Source organism: Kitasatospora sp. NPDC054768, from assembly GCF_053612025.1.
Window position 1 is genome coordinate 1 of sequence record NZ_JBSHBN010000082.1, and the last position, 23,791, is coordinate 23,791.

Annotated in this window: 20 protein-coding genes; 9 read left to right on the forward strand and 11 right to left on the reverse strand. The window is 75.0% G+C overall.

The window, feature by feature from the left end; all coding sequences use genetic code 11:
* Positions 1-202: 202 nt before the first annotated feature.
* Positions 203-1,537: an MFS transporter gene (locus ACWGKU_RS23325; RefSeq protein ID WP_452191551.1), complete on the reverse strand. Its 1,335-nt coding sequence runs from the start codon at positions 1,535-1,537 to the stop codon at positions 203-205.
* A gap of 361 nt (positions 1,538-1,898) precedes the next feature.
* Between ACWGKU_RS23325 and ACWGKU_RS23330 the strand changes: the two genes are divergently transcribed.
* A complete protein-coding gene (locus ACWGKU_RS23330) occupies positions 1,899-3,527 on the forward strand; it encodes a hypothetical protein (protein WP_452179365.1) in 1,629 nt (542 codons plus the stop codon).
* 40 nt (positions 3,528-3,567) lie between these two features.
* Here the strand turns inward: ACWGKU_RS23330 and ACWGKU_RS23335 are convergent, their stop codons facing one another.
* On the reverse strand, positions 3,568-4,071 hold the full coding sequence (locus ACWGKU_RS23335; RefSeq protein WP_401048259.1) for a VOC family protein: 504 nt from the start codon (positions 4,069-4,071) through the stop codon (positions 3,568-3,570).
* Positions 4,072-4,207: 136 nt separating this feature from the next.
* On the opposite strand from ACWGKU_RS23335, the gene ACWGKU_RS23340 reads away from it, so the two are divergent.
* Positions 4,208-5,593, forward strand: a complete 1,386-nt coding sequence (locus ACWGKU_RS23340) for a regulatory protein RecX (protein ID WP_401048257.1) — start codon at positions 4,208-4,210, stop codon at positions 5,591-5,593.
* A 203-nt stretch (positions 5,594-5,796) separates the two neighbouring features.
* Positions 5,797-7,287 carry an alkaline phosphatase PhoX gene (locus tag ACWGKU_RS23345; protein ID WP_401048254.1) on the forward strand — a complete coding sequence of 497 codons (1,491 nt, stop codon included), beginning with the start codon at positions 5,797-5,799 and terminating at the stop codon, positions 7,285-7,287.
* On the opposite strand, the gene ACWGKU_RS23350 is transcribed toward ACWGKU_RS23345, so the two are convergent.
* Positions 7,275-8,918, reverse strand: coding sequence for a PucR family transcriptional regulator (locus ACWGKU_RS23350; RefSeq protein ID WP_401048252.1), 1,644 nt, complete (start codon positions 8,916-8,918; stop codon positions 7,275-7,277). The two genes, ACWGKU_RS23345 and ACWGKU_RS23350, sit on opposite strands and share 13 nt — an antisense overlap.
* A gap of 401 nt (positions 8,919-9,319) precedes the next feature.
* Here ACWGKU_RS23350 and pruA point away from each other — a divergent pair, with 401 nt between their 5' ends.
* Positions 9,320-10,948 (forward strand): L-glutamate gamma-semialdehyde dehydrogenase, encoded by a 1,629-nt coding sequence (gene pruA / locus ACWGKU_RS23355; protein WP_401048251.1) that lies wholly within the window; start codon positions 9,320-9,322, stop codon positions 10,946-10,948.
* A gap of 163 nt (positions 10,949-11,111) precedes the next feature.
* On the forward strand, positions 11,112-12,041 hold the full coding sequence (locus ACWGKU_RS23360) for a proline dehydrogenase family protein (RefSeq protein WP_359905370.1): 930 nt from the start codon (positions 11,112-11,114) through the stop codon (positions 12,039-12,041).
* A 64-nt stretch (positions 12,042-12,105) separates the two neighbouring features.
* On the opposite strand, the gene ACWGKU_RS23365 is transcribed toward ACWGKU_RS23360, so the two are convergent.
* Complete coding sequence (locus tag ACWGKU_RS23365) at positions 12,106-12,699, reverse strand: Uma2 family endonuclease (RefSeq protein WP_452179364.1); 594 nt, start codon at positions 12,697-12,699, stop codon at positions 12,106-12,108.
* Positions 12,700-12,846: 147 nt separating this feature from the next.
* On the opposite strand from ACWGKU_RS23365, the gene ACWGKU_RS23370 reads away from it, so the two are divergent.
* Positions 12,847-13,539, forward strand: coding sequence for an RraA family protein (locus ACWGKU_RS23370; protein ID WP_452179363.1), 693 nt, complete (start codon positions 12,847-12,849; stop codon positions 13,537-13,539).
* Between the two features lie 5 nt (positions 13,540-13,544).
* On the opposite strand, the gene ACWGKU_RS23375 is transcribed toward ACWGKU_RS23370, so the two are convergent.
* The 4 genes from ACWGKU_RS23375 to ACWGKU_RS23390 all read right to left on the reverse strand — a co-directional run bounded on the left by ACWGKU_RS23375 (position 13,545) and on the right by ACWGKU_RS23390 (position 18,139).
* Positions 13,545-14,033 (reverse strand): N-acetyltransferase family protein, encoded by a 489-nt coding sequence (locus ACWGKU_RS23375; protein WP_452179368.1) that lies wholly within the window; start codon positions 14,031-14,033, stop codon positions 13,545-13,547.
* 100 nt (positions 14,034-14,133) lie between these two features.
* The gene (locus tag ACWGKU_RS23380) at positions 14,134-15,099 is read right to left on the reverse strand and encodes an SGNH/GDSL hydrolase family protein (RefSeq protein ID WP_401054766.1); all 966 of its coding nucleotides are present in this window, start codon (positions 15,097-15,099) and stop codon (positions 14,134-14,136) included.
* Between the two features lie 180 nt (positions 15,100-15,279).
* The gene (locus ACWGKU_RS23385; protein WP_452179367.1) at positions 15,280-16,635 is read right to left on the reverse strand and encodes a TerD family protein; all 1,356 of its coding nucleotides are present in this window, start codon (positions 16,633-16,635) and stop codon (positions 15,280-15,282) included.
* Positions 16,636-16,804: 169 nt separating this feature from the next.
* Positions 16,805-18,139 (reverse strand): hypothetical protein, encoded by a 1,335-nt coding sequence (locus ACWGKU_RS23390; protein ID WP_452179362.1) that lies wholly within the window; start codon positions 18,137-18,139, stop codon positions 16,805-16,807.
* Between the two features lie 329 nt (positions 18,140-18,468).
* Here ACWGKU_RS23390 and ACWGKU_RS23395 point away from each other — a divergent pair, with 329 nt between their 5' ends.
* On the forward strand, positions 18,469-18,969 hold the full coding sequence (locus ACWGKU_RS23395) for an SsgA family sporulation/cell division regulator (RefSeq protein ID WP_359905384.1): 501 nt from the start codon (positions 18,469-18,471) through the stop codon (positions 18,967-18,969).
* Between the two features lie 43 nt (positions 18,970-19,012).
* On the opposite strand, the gene ACWGKU_RS23400 is transcribed toward ACWGKU_RS23395, so the two are convergent.
* The 3 genes from ACWGKU_RS23400 to ACWGKU_RS23410 all read right to left on the reverse strand — a co-directional run bounded on the left by ACWGKU_RS23400 (position 19,013) and on the right by ACWGKU_RS23410 (position 22,330).
* Positions 19,013-20,449 (reverse strand): GAF domain-containing protein, encoded by a 1,437-nt coding sequence (locus ACWGKU_RS23400; protein WP_401055000.1) that lies wholly within the window; start codon positions 20,447-20,449, stop codon positions 19,013-19,015.
* 196 nt (positions 20,450-20,645) lie between these two features.
* Positions 20,646-21,884, reverse strand: a complete 1,239-nt coding sequence (locus tag ACWGKU_RS23405; RefSeq protein ID WP_452179361.1) for a M48 family metalloprotease — start codon at positions 21,882-21,884, stop codon at positions 20,646-20,648.
* A complete protein-coding gene (locus tag ACWGKU_RS23410) occupies positions 21,881-22,330 on the reverse strand; it encodes a BlaI/MecI/CopY family transcriptional regulator (RefSeq protein WP_452179360.1) in 450 nt (149 codons plus the stop codon). The genes ACWGKU_RS23405 and ACWGKU_RS23410 overlap by 4 nt, the downstream gene beginning before the upstream one ends.
* Before the next feature lie 115 nt (positions 22,331-22,445).
* On the opposite strand from ACWGKU_RS23410, the gene ACWGKU_RS23415 reads away from it, so the two are divergent.
* Positions 22,446-23,114, forward strand: coding sequence for a DedA family protein (locus ACWGKU_RS23415; protein WP_452179359.1), 669 nt, complete (start codon positions 22,446-22,448; stop codon positions 23,112-23,114).
* Positions 23,111-23,773, forward strand: a complete 663-nt coding sequence (locus ACWGKU_RS23420; protein WP_401054663.1) for a phosphatase PAP2 family protein — start codon at positions 23,111-23,113, stop codon at positions 23,771-23,773. Before ACWGKU_RS23415 ends, ACWGKU_RS23420 begins: the two co-directional genes overlap by 4 nt.
* The last annotated feature ends 18 nt before the right edge of the window (positions 23,774-23,791 follow it).

Here is a 23,791-nt window from a genome sequence, read left to right on the forward strand (position 1 = left end):
CGGCTGGGCGGCGCGCGGCGAGGGCGGGGGCGGGCACCCACCGGGAGGCGGGTGGGGGGTGGATGGTGGGGAACGGTGGTAGACCTGCTCGACGCAGCGGATGATGCGCGGGTGTTGACCCGGCGGTGGGCGAAGCGGAACGCCGCTGCCCGGGACTACCGAAGCAGTCCCGGGCAGCGGCGTTCGTCGTGCGGGGGAGGGGTCAGGCCGTGGGCCTGGGCCTGCGGGCGACGGCCATCGCGAGCGCGGTGCAGGCGAGGGCGGCGAGGGCGGCGAAGCCGCTGACGGAGGGGAGGAGGCCGTAGGTCTGGACGAGGGCGCCGAGGGCGATGATGGGGGCGGAACTGCCGAGGTAGACGATGACCCAGAGGGTGCTCAGTTCGGAGCCGCGGCGTTCCGGGTTCATCGCACCGACGGCGGCGGTGAACAGGGAGCGGAAGGCCACACCCTGGGAGATTCCGCCGAGGACGCTGCCGATGAAGAGCAGCGCCGGGGTGCCGGTGTACTGGGCGGCGACGACCAGGCCGAGGCCGGCGGCCAGGCCGGCCATGCCGAGGGCGGTCACCACGCGGTCCGAGGTCGGCGGGACGAGCAGCTGGGTGGCGGCCGAGGACCCGAGCAGGAGGGCCGCCACGATCGCGCCGACCAGCTTGGAGTCGGTGTGCAGCAGCTGGGCGGCGAAGGCCGGGGCCAGGCTGAGGTAGACGCCGAACACCGCGTAGGAGATGAAGCCGGCCGTGGCGGCGAGCAGGAACTCGCGGCGCCCGGTGCGGGGCAGCCGCAGGCGCTGCGGGCGCAGGTGGGCCGGGGTGGTGATGCGGGGCGGGGAGGCCGGTGGGCGGCTGCGGCCGGGCATCCGGGGGTGGAGGAGGGCCAGCGGTACGCAGAGCGCCAGCAGGGCGACGGCGTGCAGCAGGAACGGGGTGAGCAGCGGGTCGGAGCCGCCGGCCAGCAGGGCGCCGACCACCGGGCCGAGCGCGACGCCGCCCGCCGAGCAGGCCAGGGTGATCTTGGCGGCCAGGGTCGGCTTGTCGGGCAGCAGGTCGCCGAGGGCGGCCCCGGCGGCGCCGGTGGACAGGCCGACGGCGATGCCCTGGACGGCTCGGCCGGCGGCGAGCTGCCAGAAGCTGCCGGAGGTGGCGAACACGACGTCGCCGACGGCGGCCAGCGCGACGGCGGGCAGGATCAGGGCGCGTCGGCCGAGGTGGTCGGACCAGTGGCCGACCACGGCCAGCACCGGGACCAGCGCCAGTACGTAGATCGCGAACAGGACGGTGGTGTCGAGCGCGGTGAGGTGCAGCCGCTGCTGGAGGAGCGAGTAGATCGGCGTCGCGAGGTTGGCGCCGATCAGCATCAGCAGCAGGGCGGCGGCCACCAGGCCGACGCGGACGCCGCGCAGCGCGTTCCAGCGGCTGATCGCGGCGAGCTGGAGCTGGGCGCGCGGCGCGAGCTCCAGGGGAAGCAGGGCCTCCGACAGTCGGCGTCCGTCGAGCTGCGCGGTGCGCAGGCCGGAGCCGGCGGGGGAGAGGTCCGCCATGGCAGGGGTCTCCTGTGGCCGGGCACCACCGGGGTCGGCGGGGTTGTGCCGGCGCGCCCGTCCGGAGGCGCTGTGGTGGTGGCCGCGGGTACGGGCTCCCTGGTGGGGCGAGGTGAGCTGAAGAGGGCCCCTCCGGCCCGGGGTCGGGCGGAGGGCGGTTGGGCTTCGTTGCCCCGGTGGCAGGCGCGGGGTGTGCGCGCTACCAGACCGAAGGATAAGGGGTGGGCGCACGTCCATGGCGCGCGCCCCTGGGTGCGCCCCGTACGGCCGGGCATCGGGGGTGCCCGGCCTATACGCTGAGGTGATGGATCGGTACGCGGCGCTGTTGGGCTGACCGCTGGCTGAGGGAGAGCGCACAACGATGGCCGGACGACGTCGCAAGAACACCGGGGCTTCGGCGGGGGAGGGCGCGGCAGAGGCGGTGCTGCCCGCGGACCTGGAGCTCCAGGACCTCTACGGGGCGTTCGCCGCGCACGGGCTGGACGACGAGGACCTGGACGACGCGGCCGTCCTGGTCCCGCCGGTGAAGCTGCCCGCCGAGCGGGAGCTGGCCGAGCAGGCGAAGGCCGTACCGATGTTCGGGTACGCGCTGGCGCTGGCCCGCTGGGCCGCCCCGCACCGGGAAGTGGACGAGTTCGGCGACCTGGTCGAGGCGGACCGGGCACCCGCGGCCCGGCTGCTGGGCCTGGCCCCGGCCGAGGGCGAGGTGCCCGAGGAGGCCGAGGTCGAGGCACTGCGGGCCTGGTCGCTGGCCTGCGACCTGGACCTGGTGGAGCTCGGCACGACCGCGGACGGCGAGCACGTCGCCGTCCCGGGCCCGGACCTGGAACCCGCCGAGCAGGGCGACCCGGAGACCGTCCTGGAGCTGTGGCTGACCGCCGCCGGGATCGTCCGGGAGCTGGCCGTCGAGGCGGACTCCGTCCCGGAGGGGGCCGAGGGATCGGCGGAACCGGCCGGGGACGGCGAGGACGAGGAGGAGGACGAGGACGGGCTCTCCGAGGTCGAGGAGGCCCGCGACGAGGCCGCCGAGCTGCTGGACGAGGCCCTGCAGGTGCTCTACGAGACCACCGCCTTCGCCGAGCCGGGCAACGAGACCGTGCCGCTGGGCGTGCTGGCCGCGCTGCTGGTCGTCCCGGAGGGCGAGGAGCCCAGCGAGGAGCTGCTCGGCGACATCACGGACGTGATGGTCGCGCTGGACCCGATGCTGGGCGACCTCGCCGAGCTCGGCCTGCTGGACTACCGCCCGATCGACCCCGAGCTGTTCGACGAGGAGGACGGCGAGGAGTCCGCCGCGGTCGGCGAGGAGCCGCTGGACGAGGAGGAGTCGGCCCGCTTCGGGCTGGTCCGGCTCACCCCGCTCGGCCAGTACGGCATCCGCCAGTGGCTGCTGGAGGACGGCTACGACGCCCCGCTGGTCGGCGACCTGGCCCGGGGGAACGCGGCCGAGCTGCTGCGCGGGGTGTGCGAGTCCGCCAACGTGCTGCCGGAGGAGGAGCTGCGGGTGTGGACCGCCGACCGGGAGCCGGTGGCGGCGGCGCGCGAGCTGCTCGCGGCGGCGCGCGGCACCGACGGCTACGGCCCGCTGCGCCGGATGCTCTGCGTCTCGGCGCTCAACCTGCTCGGGCCGGACGCGGAGCCGGCCGTCCGGGAGGCCATGGACGACCCGGAGCTGGGTGGCGCGGCGCGGGCCTGGCTGGCCGCGCAGGGCGCGACGGACGTGCCGGTGCCGGACCGGGCGATGGCGCTGTGGACGGTGGTCGACACCTTCGCCGCCCAGCTGCTGGACAACGGCGGGGACGCCGAACTGCTCCGCGAACTGATCACCGACCTGCCGGTGAACGGCGATCCGGCCGGGTGGTTCGGCGAGCTGTGGCGGGTCGACCACCCGTACACGGCGGACGTCCTGGAGGCGATCGGGGAGCTGCACCCGGACCGGGCGGTGGCCAAGGAGGCGCGCAAGGCCGCCTTCAAGGCGCGCTCCAGGAGCTGAGCCTCCCGGCCTTCACGGAGTGCGCCGAACCGGGCCCGGGTCACGGAAGGTCCAGCGAGCCGTCCTCGGTGAAGGGGAAGAACGGGTTGTGGGCCAGCTCCCAGAGGTGGCCGTCCGGGTCCTCGAAGTAGCCGGAGTAGCCGCCCCAGTCGGTCGGGACCGGCGGCTTGACCACCACGGCGCCGGCCTCCACCGCCGTCCGCAGCGCGGTGTCCACCAGGGCGGGGGACTCCAGGTTCACCGCGAGGGTGACGCCGCGGAAGGAGGGCTCGCCGGCGGCGGGCACGCCCGCGTCGGCGGCCAGCTCCTCGGTGGGGAAGAGCCCGAGCGCCGAGTCGGCGGTGCGGAACCAGACGATCTCCGGGCTGGAGGCGGCGGAGCGCTTCCAGCCGAGCGACTCGTAGAAGCGGGCGCTGCGGTCGAGGTCGGTCACCCCGAGGGTGACGATGCTGATCCGGGCGGGGAAGGCGCCCTGCCGGGTCCGGTCCTGGGCGGCGCCGTCGTGCGCCGCCCCGTTCTGTGCTGCCTCGTTCTGTGCTGTCATGCCGCCAGGTTAGGGAGGGCCGCTGACAACCGGGCGTCCTGACACGGCCACCACCCCCGTCCGGAGGCGGAGCTGATGACCCGGCAGCTGCGGGCACGTAAGGTGGCGTCAGTGGTGCGGGTGCGAGGAATCGGGGGTGCGGCACAGGATGATGCGGGAGAACGGCGGCAGGCACCAGAAGCGGAACACCGGGCCCTCGGGGTCCGTCCCGGCTCCGGACCGGCCGGTCCGGGAGGACCGTTTCGCCGGTCGGCCCGCGGAGCGCGGCGCGGACCGGACCGCGGAGCAGCCCGCCGACCGGCCGTCGGGCCGGGCGGCCGAACCGCCCGTGGACCGGACCGCCGGCCGGCCCGTCGACCCGTTCGCCGATCAGGAGGCTTTCTCCCGCCGGACCCTGGCGGCGGCCGACTTCCCGGTGTACGGCGTGGTCGCCGGTCGAACGATGGCCGGAGACGTGCGGACCGGTGAACCGGCGGCCGGTGACGTGCGGACCGGTGACGCGGCGGCCGATGACGCGGTGGACGGTGAGGCGCTGGCCGCCTTCGAGACCTCCGGCGGCGAGCTGCGCTGGGTCGAGGTCCAGTGCGGTGACTGGCGCTCGGCGGCCGGCCCGTACGTCACCGTGCGCACCTACCGGCCGGGCGCCGACCGGGGCGAGCGGCTGCCCGAGCTGGAGGACCTGGTCGAGGACGAACGGGACCGCGTCTACGAGCAGTTGGGCATCGACGAGGGCGACGGGCCGGGCCGCGTACGGGCGTTGCGCGCGTGGATCACGGTCGACGGCGAGCCCTGCGCGGTGGAGGTGCACGAGGACCGGCCGGTGCCGGAGCCCGGCGCCCCGGCGGCGCCCGGGCCGGAGGCGGTGTGGGCCGGGCGACTGCGGGTCGGCGGGCTGACCGTGACGGTCTGCGGGCGCGGGGTGGCCCCCGGCGCGGTGGAGCTCGGCTCGATCGGCGACTTCGAGCGCTGCCTGCGCGGACGCACCGGACTGCTGCGCGACCTGGCCGCCCGGCGGGCCCGCCACGTGCCGGTCGAGGAACGCGAACTGCCGCCCGCCGTCGGGATGGAGGCGCACCGGGCGCTGATCGCGCAGACCGTCGCCGAGTCCGCCGCGATCGAGGCGCAGGTGCGGGTCGGGCGCACGCCGCGGCTGCCGCGCGGGCTGCGCGGGGACGTCGGCGCGGTGCGCTGGGAGACGGCGGTGCGCCAGCAGATGCGGCTGGCCACCGAGACCCGGGAGGAGGCCGCGGCGGCGGTGACCTCGATGGTGAACCACCTCAACCGGCTGTCCCAGCAGACGCACTGGCTGGTCGGTACGGCGGAGGGCGAGGCGGCCGTCGAGGAGGTGGTCCGGTACACGGTGTTCGCGAGCGAGGTGGCGAGCCTGCCGGCGCAGCGGGCCTGGGCGCAGCTGTGGCGGGAGCGGCCGGGCGGCGGCGGGGCGGGCGTGTGGGAGGAGCAGCGGCTGTCCGAGCAGCTGTGGCTGGCGGCCTGGGAGCAGTGGCGGGCGGCGCGGCACTGACGGGCTGTCGGCCCGAGCGGCGTCCGACGGAGTGCCCCTCCGACGGGGACCGGCGTAAAGCCGAGGTCATGTGAAGGTCATCGGTCGGCAAATGGCCGCCTGGGCGTGAGGTGGACGTCATGCCGGGTTCACCCGTCCGGCGGAGCCTGCTGGGCGTCGGCATCCCGCACCGACGCCCCCGCTCATCCTCAGGAGTTGCTGCCATGTCGCTGTCCCGCCGGGACTTCGTCAACCGTTCCACCCTCGTCGGGGCCGGCGTGCTGATCGCCGGCAGCGCCGAGGCGCTGGCCAGCGCCCCGGGCGCGATCGCCGCCCCGGTCGGCGGCGAGGCCCCGGTCGCCGCGGCCGCCGGGACCAACTCGGCCGCCGGCACCGCCGTCGGCTACGGCCCGCTGGTCCAGGACCCGGGCGGCCTGCTGTCCCTGCCGAAGGGCTTCTCGTACAAGGTCCTCAACCGGGCCGGCGTCACCAAGCTGCGCACCGGCGAGTTCACCCCGAGCAACCACGACGGCACCTCCGCCTTCGAGGACGAGCGCGGCGGCAACTACATGGTCGTCAACCACGAGCTGGCCGGCGCCCGCGCCAACTGGCCGCACCCGGTGCCGCTGACCGAGGGCCACGTCTACGACCCGGGCGCGGCCGGCGGCTGCACCATCGTGCACGCCAAGCGGGACGGCTCGGTCGAGCAGTGGGTCGGCATCGCGGGCACCGCCACCAACTGCGCCGGCGGCGTGACCCCGTGGGGCACCTGGCTGTCCGGCGAGGAGACCGAGGACAAGGCCGGCAAGAACGGCTTCACCAAGGACCACGGCTACATCTTCGAGGTCGACCCGTTCGACGACGACTACAACCGCGACCCGCAGCCGGTCAAGGCCTTCGGCCGCTACGCCCACGAGGCCGTCGTGGTGGACCCCAAGCGCGGCCAGGTCTACCTGACCGAGGACGCCTCGAACCCGAACGGCCTGCTGTTCCGCTGGACCCCGCCGGCCGGCTTCCAGCACGGCCGCTACAAGCTGCGCCGGCTGGCCGCCGACGCCGGCGTGCTGGAGGCCTTCAAGGTCTTCGACGCGCAGGGCAAGTTCATCGACGACCTCTCCCGCGCCACCGCGGTCGGCACCACCTACGGCGTGGACTGGGTCAAGGTCGCGGACCGCGACGCCAGGACCGTCTCGGTGCGCAAGCAGTTCAAGGACGGCGAGGTCACCCGCGCCCGGAAGCTGGAGGGCATGTGGTGGGGTGACGGCGGCTTCTACTTCGTCTCCAGCTTCGCCCGCTCGGAGAGCCCGCTCCAGCACGACGGCCAGGTCTGGTTCTACAACCCGGCCCGCCGCACCATCACCCTGAAGGTCCTGCTGGGCGTCAACACCGACGTCTGGGGCGACCACGACAACTTCGACGGCCCGGACAACATCACCGTGTCGCCGTACGGCGGCATCGTGATCTGCGAGGACGGCGAGGGCGTCTCGCACCTGTTCGGCGCCACCGAGGAGGGCCTGGTCTTCCCGATCGCCCGCAACGAGCTGAACATCGGCACCGCCGAGAAGCCCGAGTTCAGCGAGTTCACCGGGGTGACCTTCTCGGACGACGGCAAGACCCTCTTCGCCAACATCCAGACCCCGGGCATCCAGTTGGCCATCAGCGGCCCGTGGCGCCGGCTGAACGAGCACAAGCGCGGCCAGGGCTACGGCGAGTGACCCTCCGAGTGTGAAGGGCTGCCCGCGGACCACTCGTCCGCGGGCAGTCGCAGTTGCAGCATGGCCAGCAGGCGCTGCTGCGGCTGGGCGAGGTCGATGCCGGTCAGCTGCTCGGCCCGGCGGACCCGGTAGCGCAGGGTGTTGGGGTGGATGTGCAGGGCGTCCGCGGCCACCCGGACCTCGCCGAGCGCGTCCAGCCAGGCCAGCACCGACTCGGCGAGCCGGGTGCCGTGCCGGCGGTCGTACGCGGTGAGCGCGGTCAGCCGCGGGTCGCGCAGGCCGGAGCGTTCCTGGAGCAGCGCCAGCATCTCGCTGACCAGCACCTCCGCCTGGACGTCGATCAGCGCCGCGACGTCGAGGTCCACCCCGCCGCGGCCCATCGCGTCCAGGATCCGGTCCGCCTGCGCGCGGGAGTCGGGCACCTGGGCCAGGCCGTCGACGGTCGAGCCGATCGCGGCGCGCAGCGGGACGCCCAGGTGCTCGCGGGCGGCCGTCACCACCTCGGAGGCCCAGTCGCGCACGGTGGTCATCGGCAGGCCGGGCGGCAGCTCGGGCAGCAGCACGTACACCCGGGACTCGATCGGGGCGAGCAGCGCGGTGCGGTGCCGGGCCGCGGTGTGCACCGAGATCAGGCCGGTGACGTCGGAGCGGTGCAGCGCGTCCGTGGTGCGCGCGCTGTAGGCCAGCACGGTGGCCGGGCGGCGCAGGTCCAGGCCGAGGTGGGTGGCGAGCGACTGGGGGCCGGTGGAGCCCTCCAGCAGGCCGGTGAGCAGGGTCTGGGTGAGCCGGACGTCGGCGGACAGCTCCCGGCGGCGGCGCACCAGCTGGGCGGCCGCGACCCGGGCGGCGCCGACCAGGGACTGCTCGGCCAGCGGGGCCAGCGGCTGGGCGCCCTCCTGCACCCAGATGGTGCCGAGCGGCTGCGCCCCGGCCCGGATGCCGACCGCCAGGCGGCGGCGCAGGCCCAGCTCGGGGTGCGGCTCGACCGCGATCGGGGCGTCCGAGCTGCGCAGGTGCTGGAAGATCCCCCACTCGCGGAGCTTGGAGAGGTACGGCTCCGGGCCCTGCCAGCCGAGGATGGACAGCCGGCGCAGGTCGTCGACCTCGTCGGAGTCGGAGGAGCGGGAGTAGGCCAGCACCCGGCTGGAGGTGTCCTCGATCGAGACGATGCCGTTGGTGAGCACGGCGACGGTCTGGGCGAGGGAGAAGAGGTCGCCGGCGTTGGGTTCGGGGGAGCCGGGGGTGTCCGGGGCGTCCGGGCCGGCGATGATCGCCCGGGCGAGCGAGTCGAGGTGCTCCCAGCGGGTCTCGCGGCGCACCGAGAGCAGGGCGACGCCCGCGTCGGTGGCGGCCTCGCGCAGCGCGTCGGCCTGGCCGGGGCCGTCCAGCTTGACCGCGACGGCGGCGGCCCCGGCCCGGCCGGCCGCGCGCAGGGCGGGCAGGGCGGCGCGGCCGCGGGCGCCGATCGCGAGGACGAGTTCGCCGGGGGCGGCGGTCGGCGGGTCCTCCGGGTCGAGGATGGCGACGTCGCGCACCGCGACGTCCAGGCCCTGCGGGGCGGCCTGCAGTTCGACCAGCGGTTCGCCGAGGGACATCAGGAGTTGACGGAGCGGCAGGCCGGAGGTGGTCACGCCGGTCCTCCTTCATCCGCCCGGACAACGTTTCGCGGTCGATTTTAGCCGGGCGGACAGAGTTCGGGGCTGTCGTCGGGCGGAAGGCCGTCCGTGACCCCGCCGGCGCACCGGGTGCGCCGTCCGCGCACCGTTCGGCGGCCGAGCGCCGGAGTGCGAGCCGGTGGCCGGGGCCAGGAGCGTGAGCCGGTGGTGCACGGAGGTGTGAACCATGGGGTGGGAGGGGACGATTCGTGACCGCGGCGTGACCAGGTTCGTCGGGCCGGACAACGCCGTACGGGGGAATTTAGCCGCGCGGCCAATCAAGTGGCCCGGTGGCCAGGAATAGCGTTCGTGCTGTGGTCGGCGTGCAACCCGCGCCGGCAGTCCCCCCGCACTGAACGAAGGAGAGCGTGCGCTCTATGGACGCTGTGACCCAGGTCCCCGCGCCGGTGAACGAGCCGGTCCACAGCTACGCCCCCGGGAGCCCGGAACGGGCTCGCCTGGAGGCCAAGCTGAAGGAGCTGGGCGGCCAGGAGCCGGTCCAGCTGACCATGACGATCAACGGTGAGCGCCGGATGGGCGGCGGCACCGAGATCCACGTCGTCCAGCCGCACAACCACGCGGCTCGGCTCGGCACCCTGCGCAACGCCACCCAGGCCGACGCGCAGGACGCCATCGACACTGCCCTGGCCGCTGCCCCGGCCTGGCAGGCGCTCTCCTTCGACTCGCGCGCCGCGATCTTCCTCAGGGCCGCCGACCTGCTGGCCGGCCCCTGGCGCGAGACCCTGGCCGCCGCCACCATGCTCGGCCAGTCCAAGACCGCCCAGCAGGCCGAGATCGACACCCCCTGCGAGCTGGTCGACTTCCTGCGCTTCAACGTGCACTTCGCCCGCCAGATCCTGGCCGAGCAGCCGATCTCCTCGGAAGGCGTGTGGAACCGCAGCGACCACCGCCCGCTGGAGGGCTTCGTCTACGCGATCACCCCGTTCAACTTCACCGCGATCGCCGGCAACCTGCCGACCGCGCCCGCGCTGATGGGCAACGTGGTGCTGTGGAAGCCCTCCCCGACCCAGCAGTTCTCCGCGCACCTGCTGATGCAGCTGCTGGAGGAGGCCGGCCTGCCCAAGGGCGTCATCAACATGGTCACCGGCGACGGCCTGGCCGTCTCCGAGGTCGCGCTCAAGCACCCGGCGCTGGCCGGCATCCACTTCACCGGCTCCACCGCCACCTTCCAGCACCTGTGGCGCGAGGTCGGCAACAACATCGCCGGCTACCGCACCTACCCGCGGATCGTCGGCGAGACCGGCGGCAAGGACTTCCTGGTCGCCCACCCGTCCGCCGACCCGAAGGTCCTGAAGACCGCGATGACCCGCGGCGCCTTCGAGTTCCAGGGCCAGAAGTGCTCGGCGCTGTCGCGGGCCTACGTCCCGGCGTCGATCTGGGCCGGCCTCAAGGACGAGTTCGCCGCCGAGGTCGAGGGCCTCACCATGGGCGACGTCAGCGACCTGAGCAACTTCATGTCGGCCGTCATCGACGACCGCTCCTTCGCCAAGAACAAGGCGGCCATCGACCGCGCCCAGGCCGACCCGCAGGTCGAGGTCCTCGCCGGCGGCACCTACGACGACTCGGTGGGCTACTTCGTGCGCCCGACCGTCCTGGTCTGCCAGGACCCGGCGAGCGAGTACTTCAAGGACGAGTACTTCGGCCCGATCCTGGCCGTGCACGTCTACGAGGACGAGAAGTACGAGGAGATGCTGGCCCAGATGGAGTCGGTGTCCCCGTACGGCCTGACCGGCTCGATCATCTCCCAGGACCGTGCCGCGGCCCAGGACGCGATGCACAAGCTGCGCTTCGCGGCCGGCAACTTCTACATCAACGACAAGCCGACCGGCGCCGTCGTCGGCCAGCAGCCCTTCGGTGGCGGCCGGGCCTCGGGCACCAACGACAAGGCGGGCGCCAAGCAGAACCTGGCGCGCTGGACCTCCACCCGCTCGGTCAAGGAGACCTTCGTCCCGCCGACGGACTACCGCTACCCGCACATGGGCTGACCAGCCCCGTGCCGCTGATCGTACGGCTCGTCCAGTAGCCACCGGTCACCCGCGACGCCCGGTCCCGCAGCCGGGCGCCGCCCGCCGGGGCGGCGGGGCCCACCCCCGTACCGCCGCCCCGGCCCTTCTGCCACCCTTGGAAACACCAGCTCCAGGAGTCACGATGCTCCGTTCCGCCCTTCTCGCGGCCTCCCGGTCCCCGCAGGTCCGCACCGTGGTCGAGAAGTTCCCGCCGACCCACGCGATAGTCGAGCGCTTCGTCGCCGGCGACGTCCTCGACGACGCCGTCACCGCCACGGACGACCTGATCGCCACCGGCCGCAAGGTCACCCTGGACCACCTCGGCGAGGACACCCAGGACGCCGCCCAGGCCGCCGGCACCGCCGAGGCCTACGAGCACCTGCTCAAGGCCCTCAAGGACACCGGCCTCGCGGCCGGCGCCGAGGTGTCGGTCAAGCTGTCGGCCGTCGGCCAGTTCCTCCCGGTGGACGGCGAGAAGATCGCGCTGGAGAACGCCCGCCGCATCTGCGAGGCCGCCGCCGACGCCGGCACCACGGTGACCCTCGACATGGAGGACCACACCACCACCGACTCCACCCTCGCCATCGCGCGCGAGCTGCGGGCGGACTTCCCCTGGCTGGGCGTCGTGCTCCAGGCCTACCTGCGCCGCACCGAGGCCGACTGCCGGGACTTCTCGGGTGAGGGCTCCCGCGTGCGCCTGTGCAAGGGCGCCTACAAGGAGCCCGAGTCGGTCGCCTTCCAGGGCAAGCACGAGGTCGACCTCGCGTACGTCCGCGCCCTGAAGGTCCTGATGGCGGGCGAGGGCTACCCGATGATCGCCTCGCACGACCCCAACATGATCAAGATCGCCGGCCAGCTGGCCCAGTGGAACGGCCGCAAGCGGGACTCCTTCGAGTACCAGATGCTGTTCGGCATCCGCCCCGAGGAGCAGCTGCGCCTCGCCGGCGAGGGCAACACGATGCGCGTGTACCTCCCGTACGGCCAGGAGTGGTACGGCTACTTCATGCGCCGCCTCGCGGAGCGCCCGGCCAACCTGACCTTCTTCCTGCGCGCCATGGCCACCCGCGGCTGACCCGGCGCCCCAGGCCACGGCCCGCACCCCTGACGGGGGGTGCGGGCCGTCCGCGTTCCCGGCGTCAGAGGAGGTCCTTGGTGTCCAACTCGAAGTCGAACGGGGCTGGGACCATGAGCGGTTCACCAAATGTGGCGAGATGTACCTCGGTGTACTCCTCGCGGTGGGGCTTGCCGAAAAGGCTCACTTGCGACTTCTCGCGGTCGACCAGCAGGTAGAGCGGGATGCCGGCCCTGGCGTAACAGTGCCGCTTGGTGATGCGGTCGAGGTCGGGCTTGCTCGATGTGACCTCGGCGACCATGGCGACGCCGTCGGGCTCCATCCAGGGCGGGGCACCGCGGAAGAGGCGAAGTTCCCGCGGCGCGAACGTCGCATCAGGGATGACGTGGTTCTTCGGACAGAGACCACCGCTGACAAGCCGGAGACCTTTGCCACCGGACACCTGCATGTGGACCTTGGACTTGGCCTTCACCTGGTCGATGAGAAGGTCGATGCAGTCCTCGTGATCGCCGTCCGGCGGTGGTGCCACGATGATCTCTCCCTCGATGAGCTCGGCTCGGAAGCCTTCGGGGGAGTGCAGGCTCAGGAAGCTCTCCAGCAGGATGTCGGCCTGCGTCGGGGAGCCCGTGATCGGTTGCTCATGCGCCACAGCACTCATGATGCCCCTCCTTCAGAGGGCCGTCACACTATTCGCTGCTCGGCGGGGCTGTGCCGTTGACGGCGGAGTTTCACTCGATGGTGTGAGTTTGAAGCCTGGCATAGGATCCGTGCTGGTGAACTGGGCTGTCGGTGAGAGGAGTTGGCGATGCTGAAGGCTTTCGCGGAGCTGTCCACGCCGTTGGTGGCGGACGCCTGTGTGCGGCTCGGGGTGGAGCCGCGGGTGGCGCCGGCGGGGGTGGGGGCGGTGGTGGCCGGGGCCCGGGTGGCGGGGCGGGTGCTGCCGGTGCGGCACTACGGGAGCGTGGACGTGTTCCTGGAGGCGTACGGCGCGGCCCGGGACGGGGACGTGCTGGTGGTCGACAACGGCGGGCGGACCGACGAGGCCTGCATCGGGGACCTCGCGGTGCTGGAGGCGCGGGCCGCCGGGGTGGCCGGGATCGTGGTGTGGGGGCTGCACCGGGACACGCCCGAGCTGCTGGAGATCGGGCTGCCGGTCTTCAGTTACGGGGCACTGCCGCTCGGCCCGGTGCGGCTGGACGGCCGGGAGCCGGAGGCGCTGCTGACGGCGAAGTTCGGCCCGCACCCGGTGAGCGCCGAGGACGTGGTGTTCGCCGACGCGGACGGGGTGCTGTTCGTGCCCGCCGACCGGGTCGCCGAGGTGCTGGGGACGGCCGGCGCGATCGCCCGGACCGAGCGCGCGCAGGCCGGGCGGATCGCGGCCGGGGACACGCTGCGGCGGCAGACCGCCTTCGACGAGTACCTGCGGCGCCGCGCCGCGGACCCGGCGTACAGCTTCCGGCAGCACCTGCGGCGGGTCGGCGGGGCGATCGAGGAGTAGGACGGTTACAGCGGCCGGTGCATGACGTGCAGGCCGACGTAGCCGTCCACCGGGTGGAGGAAGGCCTCGGGGACGGTGCCGACGATCTCGAAGCCGAGCGATTGGTAGAGCTTCACGGCGTGGTGGTTGCTGGCGACCACCGCGTTGTACTGCATGGCGCGGAAGCCGGCCCGGCGGGCCCAGTCGAGGGTGTACTCGACCAGGGCCCGACCGATCCCCTCGCCGTGGTGGGCCGGGTCGACCATGTAGCTGGCGCTGGCCACGTGCGAGCCGTTGCCGGGGCGGTTGCGGTTCATGGTGGCGGTGCCGAGGACCCGTCCGTCCTCGTCCACCGCGACCACCGTGCGGTTCGGGGCGGCGAGCATCCACCACTCCCGGCCCAGCTCGGAGGGCATGTCCAGGGGGTAGGGGAAGGTCTCGCCGGCGGCGACGACGGCGTGGAAGAACGGCCAGATGGCGGGCCAGTCCTCGGGGGTGGCCTCGCGGATGTCGATGGGCATCGGACCAGGATGATCCCCGACGGGCGGGCGGGCCACCGGTTTTCGGTGGTCCCGCCCGTCGGGCCGGTCGTCGGGGGCCGCGTCGCGGGACGGGTCAGCCGGCGAGGAGGGCGTCCTCGACCAGGGCGGCGGTGTGGGCCTGGCCGAGGGCGTTGGGATGCACCACGGCGTATTCGAGGGGGATGACGCTGGTCAGCACGCCGTCCAGCCAGTGGTCGGCGTCGCAGACGCTGTGGCCGGCGCTGGCGGGGTACAGGTTCACGAAGGTGTCGCCGCGGGCGGCGGTGTCCTGGGCGATGAGCGTGTTGAGCGGCTCCAGGAGCGCGGTGCGGGCCCAGGCGAGGTCGCCGGTGGTGAAGGTGCCGAACTGCAGGGGGTTGCCGTACTGGCAGAGGGCGGCGTCCTCGGGGACGAGGTGCGGGTAGCCGACGGTGAGGACCCTGGCGGACGGGGCCTTGGCGTGCAGCGCGGTCAGCATCCGGGCGTAGTCGCCGCGCAGCCGGTTCAGGCGGTCGGGCAGGCTCGCGTCGAACTTGTTCTTGCAGGGCGTGCCCCGGCCGAGCTGGACGGCGCCGAGTTCGATGCAGCTCTTGAGGATCTCGGCGAAGCCGAGGTCGTTGCCGCCGATCCCGACGGTGACCAGGTCGGTGGCCGGGTCGACGGCGTCGATCTGCGGCGGGACGGACGGGTAGGGGCCGTTGGGGTCGGTGCCGAGCGGCGGGAGCGGCCGGCCGAGCGGGGACTGCGCGCCGGTGTCGACGCTGCCGGTGGTGGCGCCGCTGCAGCTGACGTTGCGCAGGGCGACCAGGGAGCCGAGGTCGCGGCGGAGGATCTCGGGATAGGAGTCGACGGTGCGGGCGCAGCCGTCGCGCGGTTCGGTCTCGTCGCCGGTGGCCACGATGACCCCGGCGGTGTAGGAGTCGCCGAGGGCCGTCCACCGCAGTGCGGCGGCGCGGTCGCCGGGCCGGGCGGCGGCCTGGGCGGTGGTCGGGGTGATCAGTCCGGCGGCGAGCACGGTGGCGGTGCCGGCGACGGCGAGGCGGGACAGGAAGTGTGGCACGGCTCTCCTCCTCGGGGTGCGGGGGAGAGAGCGGATTCACCCCCCTGAGAGTCAATCGAGTCGCCGTGGTGGCGACTTGATGCCTCAAGGGGGTGAATTCGCGGGCGCGGACGTGACGTCGTGACGTCGTGAGGTCGTCGCGTGGTGTCGTGGCCTCGCCGGACCGGCGGCGGTGTGCGGCTACAGCACCGCGGCGGCGGGCTCGATCATCGCCCGCGCGGTCTTGCCGTCGACGTACTCGCCGAGGGCCGTCATCTCCCACTCGCCGCCCGGACGGCGGACCAGCTTGCACATCATCACACCGGTGTGGGGCTCGGAGTTGGTGAGGTCGAAGCGGACCAGCTCCTCCTCCGTCCGGGCGTCCAGCAGACGGCAGTAGGCGTCGCGCACGTCGGAGAACTTCTGGCCGGAGAAGGAGTTCACGACGAAGACCAGCCCGTGGACCTCCGCCGGCAGGCCCTCCAGGTGGACGGTGATCGCCTCGTCGTCGCCGCCCTCGCCGCCGACCAGGTTGTCGCCGGAGTGGGAGATCGCGCCGTTGAAGATGCTCAGCTTCATGAACCAGGCCGTCTCCAGCCGCTTGTGCCGGGCGTCGAAGGCGAGGCAGGAGGCGTCCAGGTCGATGTCACGGCCGCGGGCGGCGGACTTCCAGCCGAGGGCCATCCGGACGGAGGAGAGGAACGGGCGGCCGTTCTTGATCAGGGAGACCGAGCTGCCCTTGACCAGGTTGACCCGGCCCTTGTCCAGGGTGATCTTGGCGGCGGCGGCCGGGGCCGTGGGCGCGGCGGGGGCCGGGGGAGCCGCGGGCGGGGCGGGGACGGCGGTCTGGCCGGTGGCGAGGGCGATCCGCGGGTCGACCGGGGTGCCGGCCGGGGTGGCGGTCGGGGGCCCGGCCGGTGCGGGCGGCACGGGCGGGGCGGCCGGCGGAGTCGGGAGCTGGACGGTGCGGTCCACCGGAGCCGGCGGCGCGACCGGCGCGACCGGCGCGGCGGGGGCCTGGGCGGCCGGGGCCGGGATCGGGGCCGAGGAGGCGGGGGCCGGGGAGTCCTCGACGGAGACGCCGAAGTCGGTGGCGATGCCCGCGAGGCCGTCGGCGTAGCCCTGGCCGACGGCGCGCACCTTCCAGGCACCGCCCCGCAGATAGACCTCGACCACGATGAGCGCGGTCTCCAGGCCCAGTCGGGGCGGGGTGAAGGTGACCAGCACCTCGCCGGTGTCGGCGTCGCGGACGGTGGCGGTGGGCTCCATCCCGGCGAAGGTGGAGACCTGGTCGGCGGGGCTCGCGGTGACCACGATCTTGGTGATGCCGGCCGGGACGGCCCGGGTGTCGACGGTGATCGCGTCGGGGGTGCCGACGGTGGCCGGGCGGTGGCTGACGCCGGGGCCGTTCGGGGCGTTGAAGAAGACGAAGTCGTCGTCCGAGCGGACCTTTCCGGCATCGGTCAGCAGCAGGCCGGAGACGTCCAGCGCCTTGGGCGCGGTGACCTCGACGCTCACTCGCGCGGCGGTCAGCGGTGCGTTGCCGCCTTGGGTCAGGACGGTGGACACGGACTCCTCCTCGGGTGCGGAACGGCGGCCCGGCCGGGGCCGTCGGGGCGCCGGGCCGGGGTGCTGCCCACAGTAACGAACGAGGTTCGGGGATGTGCCCGTCCGGAACGGCCGACCGTGGATCGTCGAACGACCGTTACACCCGGCCGTCGGCAGGTCAGCGCGCCGCGGTGGCCGGGTCGGTGGCCGGGGAGAGGGCCGGTGCGGGGGTCGTTGCAAGGGCCGGGCCGTCGGCCGGTTCGGGGAGCGGCGAGGCGGCCCGGGCGCGGGGCGCGCACGGATCGACGGGCAGCGGCTGCGCCGGGCCGAAGCCCCCGAGCGCGGCGACCGCGCGGGGGTGGTCGAGGGCGAAGGCGGAGACGCTCCAGCTCTCCGCCGGGGCCGCCTTGCGCGCCGCGGCGGACGGCTCCGCGGCCGGACGGGCACCGCGGACGCCGAAGGTGTAGTGGCCGGGCCGGACGTCGGTGCCGGGCGGGGTGGTGAAGCGGTAGACGAGGGTGCCGCGCTCCTGCTGGGCGGTGACCACGGCGCCCGGCAGGTCGGTCCAGGCGGCGCCGGCGCCGGGTGCCGACTCGCCCGGGGCGAGCCGGAACTCGGCCTGGAACGCGGTGACCGGCTCGGCCACCGCGAGGGTGAGCCGGTGGCGCAGGCCGTCCCGGCCGAGCGGGGAGAGCAGGGCGGCGCCGGACAGCGCGTGGTCGGTCTCCGGGGCGCTCCCGGGGTCGGCCGGGCCGGCGCCCTCGACGGGGGCGACGGGGTCGACGGGGGCGGTGGGCCCGGTGGGCGCGGTGGGCGCGTCCTTCCCCGGGGCGCCCGCGGCGCCGACGTCCGGGAGGGACGCGGCGGGCGGCGGCGCCGGGCGGCCGGGCACGGTCGGTCGCAGCCCGGGGATGTTCGGTCCCTGGCCGGGGGCGGAGGGGTCGTAGCCGGGCTGCTGGGCGTTCCAGGGCGGGGCCGGGACGGAAGGGGAGGGCGAGGGGCCGGCCGGGGCGTCGGCCCCGGTGCCGGCGAGCTGGGTGCCGTGGGCCGGCGCGTCCTGCCCGGCCGAGGCCTGGCCGCCGGTCTGGGGCGTGCCCGGGCCCGCCGTGCGGGACGCGGGCGGGGTGGCGGCGACCGGCGCGGGTCCCGACGGGCGTGCCGGGAGGTGCGAGGAGGGGGCCGTCGAGGGGTGGCCCGCGGCGGGGGCGGACGACAGGCCGTCGGTCGGGGTCTGCTCCGAGGCCGCCTCGGCCTGGTCGGTGGCGCCCGGCGTGGGCGGCGGGGTGGAGCCGACCCGGGCGACGCCGGCCCGGCGGCCGATCCCCTGCTGTTCGTTGAGCAGCAGGGTGGTGGCGATGCTGATGCCGACCACGGTGGACATCGCCATTGCGGCACCGGACAGGCGCAGGGTGGGCAGCCGGAACAGGCCGCCGAACGGGCGCGGCCGCCCGTGCCGACCCTGCCGTGCGGGCTCGTGGTGCACGTCCCGCGCGGTGTCCTCGCGCACAGCCACCGGACCCCTCCCTCCCCGAAGCCGCCGTCGCGTCGCCGTATTCTCCCACGCGTCGCCGCCGGGTCCGGCTCCGGCCGTCGCGGGCCGGTTCCGCGCGGGCCCGCCCGGGGAGAGGGCAGAGCGTACCAGTGGGTGATCACCTCCCGGTCGGCCCCCGTCCATTTCGTGGACGCCCTTTCGACACACGGAAGTTGACGGTCCGTCTGACAAGGGCGGGTAAGGAGCGGCCGCCCCGGACGGGGGTTATTGCAACCCCCTTGCAACCCTTGCCCGGTGCGCCGGGCGTGACGCAGGCTGAGGACATCCCACGCCGTCCCGGAGAGACCGTCATGCCGCCCGACCCGCTGTCCGCAGCCTCAAGTGCACCCCTCGCCGCCACCCCCACGGGCGGCGATGGGGACGGCTCCACCGCCGCTCCGGCGGCGGTGGAGGAGGTGCTGATCCTGCGGATCTCGCTGGGCGAGGAGGTGGTCGGCGAGGTGCGCACCCGGTTCCGGTTCGTCGCCGCGCGCCCGTACGAGGTCCTGCTGACCTTCCACCTGGGGCGGCCCGACGAGGCCGACTGGGTGTTCTCACGCGAACTGCTGCGCGACGGGCTGCGCGCGCTGAGCGGCCAGGGCGACGTCAAACTGTGGCCGGCGTACTGCCCGTGCCACGGCGCGACGCTGCACCTGGCGCTCGAATCCCCGCACGGCAGCGCACTGCTGGAGGCGTCCAAGCCCCGGGTGCAGGCCTGGCTGGACCGCACCTACGCGCTGGTCTCCGAGCACCAGGAGCGCCGCTGCGGTCCCACCGACGCCGAGCTGGCCGCGCTGCTCGCGAACGGCTGACGACGGGGCGCCGGATCCGCTCCGCCCGGCCGGGGGCCGAGCGTCAGCGACGCTCCGTCGGGGCGGCGACGCGCGGCGGCGGCAGGGGCGGCGCACCGGGCAGCCGGGCCGTCCCCGCGGCCAGCGCGGCCCGCAGCCGCCGCACGGCCGGGGCCGAGGAGGAGGGCAGCAGGTCGTACGGGTCGTCCGGCCCGTCCACGGTGACCAGCACCGACTCGGCGATCCGGTACGGCCGGTGGGCCAGCAGCCCGCCCAGGTAGCGGCGCAGCCGGGAGAGCTCCGCGCGCACCGTCACCGTCCGGCCCGGGTCGCCGAACAGCGCGTCGGCGAGCTGGGCGGCCGTGCTGCCCTCGCGTCCGGTGGCGAGCAGGAGCAGCAGTTCGGCGTGGCGCGGGCTGAGCGGGTGCGACCAGCTGTCGGCCGCGCCCCGGACGGACAGCCCGGGGCGGTCCGGGCGGCGCAGGTCCAGCCGGAGGTGGGCGCCCTCGGCCTGCTCGGCGGTCACCGTGCCCGAGCCGTTCTCCCCGGGCGGCCGGACCGGGCGCACCAGCCAGCCGTCGGCGAGCGGCTCCAGCGCGCACTCGCCGAGGCCCGGCACCCAGTGCACGGCGGCCGGGGTCCAGCCCTCGCTGGGCACCCGCAGCCGGCTGGGCGGCGGCAGCCCGGCCGCGGCGGCGGTCCACCCGGCCGCGTCCACCACCAGCGCCGGGCCGCCGACCCGGGCGAGCAGCGGGGCGGCCAGGGTGCGCAGCTGGTGCAGCGCCTCCAGCCGGTGGGCGCGCAGCTCGGTCTCGGCCAGCCGGGCGGCGGTCGCGGTGAGCTGGAGCAGGTACGGGCGGATGCTGTGCGCCGGGCCGCTCAGGTTGATGGCGCCGACCAGTTGCCCGGTGCCGGGGTCGCGCACCGGTGCGGCCACGCAGGTCCAGGAGTGGTGGCTGCGCAGGTAGTGCTCGGCGGAGTGGACGTGCATCGGGCGCCGGGCGCGCAGCGCGACCGCGATGCCGTTGGTGCCGACGCTCTCCTCGATCCAGCGGGCGCCGGTGATGAAGCCGATCCGGTCGGCGCTGCGGCGCAGGCCGCGTTCGCCCTCCTGCCAGAGCACGTGGCCCTCGGCGTCGGCGACGGCCAGCAGCAGCGGGGCCGTGCCGCCCGTCTCCACCAGGGTCTCGCGGAGCACCGGCAGGACGGTGTCGAGCCCGCTGGTGCGGCGTCGCTGTTCGATTTCGCCGGGGCCCAGCAGGACGGCGGCGGCGCCGGTGTCGGGGTCGAGGCCGAGGCGGCGCAGCCGGGCCCAGGAGTCGCCGATCTCGGGCCGGGGTTCGAGCAGGCCGGGGCCGCCGGTCTCCTCGGTGCGGGCGGGGGTGGACAGTTCCCGGGCGGCGGCGTCGGCGAGGGTGCGGTCGTGGACCTTGGCCAGCTCCGTCGCGGACGGCGGGGTGCGGCGCTCTGGTCGTCGGGACTGCCGTCCGGTCTGCCGCACTCGCTTCGCTCCTCGCCGCCGTTCGAGGACGCGTCGGGGCCGACGCGCTGACGAAAGCGTACGGGTGCGGTGGGCCGCTGGGGACGGGGTCGGGCAAGTCGGCATACCGGACGGTACGGAACGCGGGTCCGGCCCCGCACCCCGGCCGTGCCCGCCGGGGTGCGGGGCCCGACCCCCGGCCGGCCCCGGCCGGTGGTCAGCGCTGGGCGCCGGACCCCTGCTGGGCCGCCTCCACGGTGTGGTGCAGGTCGGCGGTGGCCTCCAGGGCGGCGCCGGTGCTCAGCGCCAGGCAGGCGGCCAGGGCCACGGCGGCGGCCCGCAGCCAGGTGCCCGGGGCGGGGGCCGGGCGGGGCCGGAGCAATGCGGCGACCCGGCGCGGGACCGGGCCGGAGTGGGCGGTGGCGACCGTCCGGGGGCGGGCCGGCCAGGAGGAACGGCTCGCGGCCAGGGCCGCCCGGCCGACCGCGCGGGCGGTCACGGCGCGGTCGCCGACCCGGGCCGCCGCGACCTCGTCGGCCCAGCGCTCCAGGTGGTACCCGAGGGGTGCGCGCAGCGGGCGCAGTGCCGGATGGACGTCGGCGGCGTGCTCGGCGAGGGCGAGGAAGAGGTGGTGGCGGGCGGTCAGGTGGGCCCGTTCGTGGGCGAGCAGGGCGGAGCGCTCGGGGCCGTCGAGGGCGCGCAGCATGCCGGAGGTGACCACGATCCGGCCGGGCTCGCCCGGTCGGCCGGGGCGGCCCAGGCGGCCGGGCAGGGCGAAGGCGTCGGCGCAGTCGTCGTCCAGCACGGTGAGCGGGTGGTCGGCGGGCCGGAACAGCGCGGCGGGCCGCAGGAGGGCGACCGGCCGCAGCCGGGCGGCGAGCCGGGTGAGCGAGGGCGGCCACGCCGAGGGGCGTGACCGGCGCACGGAGGCGCGCGGGGGGCGCATGTCCGAATGCTGGGCAGGGGAGGGGGCGCGGCCCGGCCGGTGGGCGCCCGTCCGGTCCGTCCGGTCCGTACGGTGGCGGTCGGTGCGGTCGGTGCGGTCGGTGCCGCTGGCGGCGCCGGCGCCGTCGGTGGGTCGGCCGGGGTGGTCGTGGGCCGGGAGCGCGGCCCGGGCGGTGCGCAGCTCCCGCTGCCGCCGGTGGACGGTGCGCGCCGCCAGTGCGCCGAGCGCGAGCAGCGCCAGGGCGGCGAGCGCGGCCGCGAACGGCGCGGCGGGCGAGGCCGCGGTGAGCCAGGGCAGCGAGAGGTGGCCGAGGGCGGCGACGGGCGGGAGCTGGAGCAGCCCGTCGGCGGCGAGCAGGCCGAGCGAGCAGAGCGTGCCGCCGGCCAGTACGGCGGTGGTCGCGGCCAGCATCCAGGCGGCGGCCCGCGGCGGCAGCGCCTCGGCGAGGCGGCGGGCCAGCGGGGCGGCCAGGAAGGGCAGCAGCAGCGGGACCCAGACGGCGAGCATCATCGGCCGGCCGCTCCCGGGGTGCCCGGGCCCGCGGTGTCCGGGCCCGCGGCGCCGGCCCCGGTCGCCTCCGCGCCCGGGGCGCCGTCGCCGAGCAGTTCGCGCAGCAGCTGCTCGTCCTCGGTGGAGAGGTCGGAGACGAAGCGGGCCAGCACGGTGGAGCGGTCGGCCTCGCGGCCGAGTTCGGTGTGCATCCGGCGGGCGGCGAGCCCCGCGGTGTCCTGGACGGTCGGGGTGTAGGCGTAGGCCCGGCCGGCCCGGGTGCGCACGACCGTGCCCTTGTCGAACAGTCGGCCGAGGATCGTGGCGATGGTGGTGCGGGCGAGGTCCCCGCCGAGCGCGGCCTGGACGTCCTGCGGCGTCATCGGCTGCCGGGCGGACCAGAGGGCGGCCAGCACCTCGGCCTCCAGCTCCCCGGCGGGCCGGCGGGCGGACGGTACGTCGGGCATGGCGGCGCTTCCTCCAAGTATCGTCTACAGTCATGTAGACCGTCTACGCAACTGTAGACGGTCCGGGCGGGTTCCGATGCGAACCGCCCCCCAACGTACGGGAGGTCCGTCGGCCTTGCTCCAGTTCCTCGCCGATCCGGCCGTTCACCTCGCGGTGAACCCGCTGGACGCGTCCTCACTGCTCGCCGCCTTCGGTGCGCTCGGCATCGCCGTGGTGCTGTTCGCCGAGACCGGCCTGCTGGTGGGCTTCTTCCTGCCCGGTGACTCGCTGCTGTTCACCGCCGGACTGCTCTGCGTCCCCGGCGCCACCAAGGGCCCGCAGCTGCACCTGTGGCAGGTGCTGCCCGCCGCCCTGGTCGGCGCGCTCGTCGGAGCCCAGGTCGGCTACCTGATCGGCCGCCGCGGCGGCCGGGCGCTGCTGGCCCGGACCCGGCGCAGGAGCCTGCTGGAGGGCGTGGCGCGGGCCGAGGAGCTGCTGACCAAGTACGGGCACGGCAAGGCGATCGTGCTCGCCCGGTTCATCCCGGTGGTCCGAACGGTGCTGAATCCGCTCTGCGGCGTACTCGACGTGCCGGTCCGCTCGTTCACCCTCTGGCAGGTGCTCGGCGGCGTGGTCTGGACGGTCGGCGTGGTGCTCGCCGGGTACGGGCTCGGCTCGTCCGTCCCCAGCATCGACCGATATCTGCTGCCCATCATCGGTCTGGTAGTAGTTGTCTCCGTGCTCCCCATTGTTCTCGAACTGTTCCGCGCCCGTAAGGCGCGACGTCACGGAGGTGACATGTGACGCCATCCCGGGCGCTCGCCGTGTACGACGGCAGCGGAATCGACGGCGGCCTGTACACCCGGGTCAACGGCTGGGCGCAGTCGGCCCCGCACTGGCTGGACGAGGTGATCAAGGTCTGGTCGGCGCTCGGCCTCGGACTGTTCGCGGTCTTCATGCTCCTCGCGTGGTGGCGGGCGCGCGGCGCGGACTCGGCCGTGATGGCCAGGGTGCTCGCCTCGCCGGTGATCGTGGTCGTCGCGTACGGCGTCAACTCGGTGTTCAAGGGCGCGGTCGAGGAGCTCCGGCCGTGCGCCCAGATCCCCGGCAGCGTCGCGCTGGAGACCTGCCCGGGCACCGGGGACTGGTCCTTCCCGAGCAACCACTCGGTGATCGCCTTCGCCGCCGCGGCCGCGCTCTGGTTCGTCGACCGGCGGCTCGGCTGGGTGGCCGGCCTGTTCGCGGCGCTGATGGCCGCCTCCCGGGTCTGGGTCGGCGTGCACTACCCGCACGACGTGGCGGTGGGCGCGCTGGTCGGGCTGCTGGTCGCGGTGGTGCTGGCGCCGCTCGCCGGGCGCTGCGGACCGCTGGTGGACCGGATGCGGGCGGGTGCGCTGCGGCCGCTGCTCGGGCCGGGCGCGCTGCCCCCGGTCGACCGCGGCTACGCGACGCAGGGGCGCTGACCCCGCCGCCGGCGCCGC

Excerpts from the sequence above, each read along its gene's own strand:
- ACWGKU_RS23325 (WP_452191551.1), bottom strand. The coding sequence starts at position 1,537 with ATGGCGGACCTCTCCCCCGCCGGCTCCGGCCTGCGCACCGCGCAGCTC.
- ACWGKU_RS23330 (WP_452179365.1), top strand. The coding sequence starts at position 1,899 with ATGGCCGGACGACGTCGCAAGAACACCGGGGCTTCGGCGGGGGAGGGC.
- ACWGKU_RS23335 (WP_401048259.1), bottom strand. The coding sequence starts at position 4,071 with ATGACAGCACAGAACGAGGCAGCACAGAACGGGGCGGCGCACGACGGC.
- ACWGKU_RS23345 (WP_401048254.1), top strand. The coding sequence starts at position 5,797 with ATGTCGCTGTCCCGCCGGGACTTCGTCAACCGTTCCACCCTCGTCGGG.
- pruA (WP_401048251.1), top strand. The coding sequence starts at position 9,320 with ATGGACGCTGTGACCCAGGTCCCCGCGCCGGTGAACGAGCCGGTCCAC.
- ACWGKU_RS23360 (WP_359905370.1), top strand. The coding sequence starts at position 11,112 with ATGCTCCGTTCCGCCCTTCTCGCGGCCTCCCGGTCCCCGCAGGTCCGC.
- ACWGKU_RS23365 (WP_452179364.1), bottom strand. The coding sequence starts at position 12,699 with ATGAGTGCTGTGGCGCATGAGCAACCGATCACGGGCTCCCCGACGCAG.
- ACWGKU_RS23370 (WP_452179363.1), top strand. The coding sequence starts at position 12,847 with ATGCTGAAGGCTTTCGCGGAGCTGTCCACGCCGTTGGTGGCGGACGCC.
- ACWGKU_RS23395 (WP_359905384.1), top strand. The coding sequence starts at position 18,469 with ATGCCGCCCGACCCGCTGTCCGCAGCCTCAAGTGCACCCCTCGCCGCC.
- ACWGKU_RS23405 (WP_452179361.1), bottom strand. The coding sequence starts at position 21,884 with ATGATGCTCGCCGTCTGGGTCCCGCTGCTGCTGCCCTTCCTGGCCGCC.
- ACWGKU_RS23410 (WP_452179360.1), bottom strand. The coding sequence starts at position 22,330 with ATGCCCGACGTACCGTCCGCCCGCCGGCCCGCCGGGGAGCTGGAGGCC.